Consider the following 5,668-nt stretch of genomic DNA (forward strand, 5'->3'; position numbering starts at 1 on the left):
CTCACCGTCTCGCTGTTCTTCGCGGTGGTCGCCTTCGTCACGATGGTGGCGCTGGCCCGGTCCCTGGCGGCCGAGGCGGCGGGCTGGGTGGCGGTCGCCGCCGCCGCGCTGCTCACCTCCGGGGTGACGCCGTCCCTGTGGCTGGGGCGCCGCATCGCCGTGGTCCGGTGGATCGTGCTCGGCACGGCCGCGGGCCTGGCGCTGGCCTGGCCGGGTGTGCTACTCATCGCGTTCGGCTGAGCGAGCTGCGCTGACCAGGTGAAACCCGTGGCCGGCCGGACGGGCACGGGCGTGGACACCGGCCGCCGGGTTGACAGGATCCGGGCGAGGGTACCTTAACCCGCATGTCGTCGCGCACCAATCCGACCGAGGCAACCCCCGCGCACGTCGTGGTCACCGGTGGTTGCGGATTCATCGGCCGTGCGGTCGTCGCGGCCTTCCGGCGCCGTGGCGCCCGGGTGACGGTCGTCGACCGGGAACCGATCGACGTGGCCGACGAGGGCGTCGTGGCGGTCCAGGGCGATCTCGCCGACCCCGAGGTCCGCGAACGCGCGGTCGTGCCCGGTATCGACGGCATCATCCACCTCGCCGCCGTCACGTCGGTGCTCAAGTCGGTGGAGATGCCCGCCCGGACCTACGCGCAGAACGTCGCGATCACCCACGAACTGCTCGAACTCGCGCGCATGCACGGCGTGGGCCGGTTCGTGTTCGCCTCGACCAACGCGGTGGTGGGCGATGTCGGCACCGCCACCATCTCGGAGGACATGCCGCTGGCGCCGCTGACGCCGTACGGGGCCACCAAGGCCGCGTGCGAGATGCTGATGTCCGGGTACGCGGGCGCCTACGGGATGACCACGACCGCGCTGCGGTTCACCAACGTGTACGGGCCGGGGATGAGCCACAAGGACAGCTTCGTGCCCCGGCTGATGCGGGCCGCGCTCACCGGCGAGGGCGTCAAGGTCTACGGCGACGGGCGGCAGTCGCGGGATCTGGTCTTCCTCGACGACGTGGTGCGCGGAATCGAACTGGCCTGGGACTCCGGGCACGTCGGCCGGGCCGTCGTCGGGGCGGGCCGCTCGGTCTCGGTGCTGGAACTGATCGAGACGGTCCGCGAGGTGACGGGCAGCGCCCTCCCGGTCGAGCACGTACCCGCCCCCGGCGGGGAGATGCCCGCGGTGGTGGTCGACCTCGCCCGCAGTGCCGAAACGATCGGCTACCGGCCCGCGCACAGCCTGCGCGACGGGCTGGCCGCCACCTGGCAGTACTTCCTCGACCACGACAGGCAGAAAGTGTTCTGAGTGACCGCGTTCCTCCGTCGGCACTGGCTGCTGGGTGTTCTGCTGGCCGGTGGCGTCACGCTGCGTGTGCTGGTGTGGCTGGCGTACCAGCCCGCCCTGCTCTACATCGACACGTTCCGCTACCTGAACAACGTCGACGCGCTCCGGCCGCACGACCTCAACCCGGTCGGCTACGCGGCCGTGCTGAAGGTGCTGTTCGAGTTCGGCGGCTTCTCGTTCGTCGCGGCCGTCCAGCACGTGCTCGGGGTGCTGCTCGCGGTCGCGTTGTACGCGCTGACCCTGCGCTACACCAGCCGCACCTGGCTCGCCGCGCTCGTGGCGGCCCCCGTGCTGCTCGACGCGTACCAGCTCCAGATCGAAGAAATGATCATGTCGGAGGTCTGGTTCCAGGCGCTGCTGGTGGGCGCGTTGTGGGCGCTCGCGGGCCGGGGGGAACCGACCTGGCAGCGCGCGGGGCTGGCCGGGATGCTGATCGCGTTCTCCGTGCTCACCCGCACCATCGGCATCACCATGCTGGTGCCGATGGCCGTGTACCTGGTGCTGGCGGGCGGAGCCTGGCGCGGCCGTGCCGGCTGGAGACGGATCGGCGTGCGGCTGGCCGGCGGGGCCGCGGGCGTCACCGCGGTGCTGCTGCCGTACGCCGCGTACTTCCACGCCGTCTCCGGGGAGTGGGGACTCTCCGGCGCGACCGGCAACGTGCTCTACGGACGCACCGCGACCGTGGCCGACTGCGCGCAGTTGCCACCGGACGACCCGGCTCTGCAGATCTTCTGCCCGGACGAACCCCTCGACGACCGGCGGGCGATCGACTACTACACCCACTACGTCTACGGCGACCCGGACTGGCCGGAGCAGGAACTCCCGCCCGGGCGGACCAAGGAGGACCTGGCCAACGAGTTCGCGACGGAGGTCATCACCAACCAGCCGATCGCGTTCACCGCGTCCGTGCTGGGTGACTTCGTCAAGAACTTCGACCCGATCAAGCGCACGCACGCCAAGGACGTCCCGGCCGAGCGGTGGCAGTTCCAGGTCACCTACCCGTACTACAACCTCGGCCCGGAAACGCTCGAACGGTACAACGCCACCGTGTACGAGCGGGACGGCATCGTGCCGCACGCCGATACCGACCTCAGCGGCTTCCTGCGCGCCTACCAGCTGAACGGGGGCTATACCTGGGGGCCCGCGCTGGCGGTGGCGTCGCTGCTCGGCATCCTCGCCACGGTCGGCGTCGGCAGGGCACGGCATTCGGGACTGCGGTCGGCGGCGTTGTTGGCCACCGGCAGCGGACTGATCATGCTGTTGGGCTCGGCGGCGTTCGAATTCTCCTGGCGCTACCAGATACCCGCGTTGGTGCTGCTGCCCCTGGGAGGTGCGCTCGGCCTGGCCGCGCTCCTCGGATGGCGGCCCGAGAGACCCGGCGTTGCCGGAGGACGGAGACCGACCATGGACGACTACCCCGACGCCGTCGACTCCGAGGCGGTGGCCGAGTTCCGGATCCGTTACGGCGACCGGCCGCTGACGCCGCTCGTCGTGGTGATCGCGGCGTACAACGAGGCCAGGGGCATCGCCGGGGTGGTGCGGGACATGCCGACCGCCTGCGGCGACCTGCCGGTGTCCACGCTGGTCGTGGTGGACGGCGCCACCGACGACACGGCGCAGGTGGCCCGGGAGGCGGGCGCGTACGTGTGCGTCGCCGGCCGCAACCGGGGCCAGGGGGCCGCCCTGCGGCTGGGCTACCACCTCGCCCACGAGTGCGGCGCGGAGTACCTCGTCACCACCGACGCCGACGGGCAGTACGACAACCACGAGATGCCCATGCTGGTCAAGCCGCTGCTGGACGACACGGCCGACTTCGTCACCGGCTCCCGCAGGCTCGGCAGCTACCAGCACGACAGCGCGATCCGCTGGCTCGGGGTGCGGGTGTTCTCCTGGATCGCCTCGGTGCTCACCCTGCGCCGGATCACCGACACCTCGTTCGGGTTCCGCGCGATGCGCGCCGACCTGGCCACCTCGGTGACCCTGCGCGAGCCGCAGTACCAGTCCTCCGAGCTGCTGCTCGGGGTGCTGGCCCGGAGGGCGCGGCTGCTGGAGGTGCCGATGACCATGCGCCTGCGCAGCAACGGGGCCAGCAAGAAGGGGCGCAGCATCCCCTACGGGGCGAACTACGCGCGGGTGATGCTCACGACGTGGATCCGGGAGTTCGTCCTGCGTCGCGGAACACGAGCCGGTCGAGCAGAGCGAACTTCAGCATGAACACCAGCGCGTAACTGCCGAGGAAGACGACGTCGAGCACCACGACACGCCAGAACCCGGACAGCGCCAGTGGTTCGATGAGGTGGCCGGTGAGGGTGGTCAGGCCCACCGCGGTGAGGCCGGTCGCGGCGATGACGGCGACGTAGGGGAGCAGCTCCCGCCGCAGCGCCGGGGTCCCGGACCGTCCCCACGCCCACCGACGGGCGAGGAGGAAGTTCGGTACCGCGCCCGCGAGGAACGCCAGGGTGCTGGTCAGGGCGGGCGTGGCACCCCACACGGACAGCCCGATGAAGGTCAGCTGGCTGACCCCGGTGGCCAGCGCCGAGCTCGTGCCCGCGCGGAGGAAGCGGGCCACCGGGCCGCGGCGGTCGGACCCGGCTTGTGGAGGCTCCGCCGAGGCGGCGGTCGCGGTACGCACGCCACCATTGTGCACACCCGCCCGCCGGTCGTGCCGTGCGCGTTGCGTATCCTCCGAGCGGGTTGATCCGTGTGCCCGGGTGGTAGACGGTGGAGGACCCGTGTTTCAGTGAGTGCGGTTGCTGGGGGGAACCCGGCGCTGGAAGAGAAAGACGATGGAGGCAGTCGAGTCGTGCGAGTCCTGGTTCTCGGTGGTGACGGATATCTGGGGTGGCCGACCGCCCTCCACCTCTCCGACAGTGGGCATGAGATCGCTGTCGTCGACAACTTCGCGCGCAGGGGGTACGACACGGAGCTGGGGTCGCAGAGCCTGGTCCCGATCGAGGACCTCGACGTGCGGGTCGCGGCGTGGAAGGAGGTCTCCGGCAACGAGATCACGTCCTACGTCGGTGACCTGCTCGACGCCGAATTCGTCTACTCCGTCGTCCGCGAGTTCCGGCCGGACACGATCATCCACTTCGCCGAGCAGCGGGCGGCGCCGTACTCGATGATCGACCGCGAGCACGCCGTCTACACGCAGCACAACAACGTGATCGGCAACCTCAACGTCATGTACGCCATCGCCGAGATCGACCCGGAGATCCACCTGGTCAAGCTCGGCACCATGGGCGAGTACGGCACCCCGAACATCGACATCGAGGAGGGGTGGATCGAGATCGAGCACAACGGTCGTTCCGACCGGATGCTCTACCCGAAGAAGCCGGGCTCGTTCTACCACCTGACGAAGGTGCACGACTCGCACAACATCGAGTTCGGGTGCCGTATCTGGGGGATGCGCGCGACCGACCTGAACCAGGGTGTGGTCTACGGCCAGACGACCGAGCAGACCGCACGCGACCCGCGCCTGGCGACGCGGCTGGACTACGACGCCGTGTTCGGCACCGTGCTCAACCGCTTCATCATCCAGGCCGTGCTGGGGCAGCCGCTCACCGTCTACGGCAAGGGCGGTCAGACCCGCGGGATGCTGGACATCCGGGACACGGTCGAGTGCCTGCGGCTGGCGGTGGAGAACCCCGCCGACCGGGGTGAGTTCCGCGTGTTCAACCAGATGACCGAGAGCTTCTCGGTCAAGCAGGTCGCCGAGCTGGTGGCGGAGACCTTCCCCGGCCCGGTGCAGATCGACTACCTGGAGAACCCGCGTTGGGAGCTCGAGGAGCACTACTACAACGTCAAGCACACCGGTCTGGTCGACCTCGGCCTGAAGCCGCACCTGCTCTCCGACACGCTCATCGAGTCCCTCTTCCCGATCGTGGAGGAGAACAAGCACCGCGTGGAGCACAACCTCATGCTCCCCAAGGTGAAGTGGGCGAGCGCGAAGAACTGACCCCGCCGCCCACCCGGGTGGTGCCGTGAGGGGCACATTCCCTGCGCCGAGCGCAGTGAATGTGCCCCTCGCTGCGTTCTGTGCAGGGAAGGTGCCCCTCACGGTCACCTGGCGCCGGTGGAACGCGCGAAAGCCCCTCCCCGTGGCCGGTGCCGGGGGAGGGGCTTCGGGGAAGCGTGTGGTTCAGCCGCGCTGGCTGCGCACACCCAACAGGACGTCCTCCCAGGCGGGGACCGCCGGGTGGGTGCCCTTCCTGCGTGGCTTGTTCCGGCCGGTGGCCGGGTGGCCCGCCTGCTCGGGGACCAGCTGTTCGTCCGCGGGGCTCTCGTCCGCGGTCGCCGCGGGCACGTCGACCGCCGCACCGCCGTCGTCCGCC

5 protein-coding genes and 1 pseudogene are annotated in these 5,668 nt (G+C 70.2%); 4 read left to right on the top strand and 2 right to left on the bottom strand.

The window, feature by feature from the left end; translation table 11 throughout:
- The 3 genes from ACTIR_RS0100900 to ACTIR_RS0100910 all read left to right on the top strand — a co-directional run.
- Positions 1 to 240: DUF2537 domain-containing protein (locus ACTIR_RS0100900; protein WP_026452873.1), on the top strand; the 240-nt coding region annotated here is incomplete at its 5' end.
- A 104-nt stretch (positions 241 to 344) separates the two neighbouring features.
- Positions 345 to 1,298, top strand: a complete 954-nt coding sequence (locus ACTIR_RS0100905) for an NAD-dependent epimerase/dehydratase family protein (protein ID WP_026452874.1) — start codon at positions 345 to 347, stop codon at positions 1,296 to 1,298.
- On the top strand, positions 1,299 to 3,551 hold the full coding sequence (locus tag ACTIR_RS0100910) for a glycosyltransferase family 2 protein (RefSeq protein ID WP_026452875.1): 2,253 nt from the start codon (positions 1,299 to 1,301) through the stop codon (positions 3,549 to 3,551).
- On the opposite strand, the gene ACTIR_RS0100915 is transcribed toward ACTIR_RS0100910, so the two are convergent.
- A complete protein-coding gene (locus ACTIR_RS0100915) occupies positions 3,478 to 3,969 on the bottom strand; it encodes a GtrA family protein (protein WP_034237712.1) in 492 nt (163 codons plus the stop codon). The two genes, ACTIR_RS0100910 and ACTIR_RS0100915, sit on opposite strands and share 74 nt — an antisense overlap.
- A 171-nt stretch (positions 3,970 to 4,140) precedes the next feature.
- Between ACTIR_RS0100915 and ACTIR_RS0100920 the strand changes: the two genes are divergently transcribed.
- Complete coding sequence (locus ACTIR_RS0100920; protein WP_026452877.1) at positions 4,141 to 5,292, top strand: NAD-dependent epimerase/dehydratase family protein; 1,152 nt, start codon at positions 4,141 to 4,143, stop codon at positions 5,290 to 5,292.
- Between the two features lie 183 nt (positions 5,293 to 5,475).
- Here ACTIR_RS0100920 and ACTIR_RS27030 read toward each other — a convergent pair.
- Positions 5,476 to 5,668: pseudogene (locus ACTIR_RS27030) on the bottom strand (septation protein SepH); the annotation flags it as partial.

Source organism: Saccharomonospora iraqiensis subsp. iraqiensis, from assembly GCF_000430445.1.
GTDB classification, from domain to species: Bacteria; Actinomycetota; Actinomycetes; order Mycobacteriales; family Pseudonocardiaceae; genus Saccharomonospora; species Saccharomonospora iraqiensis.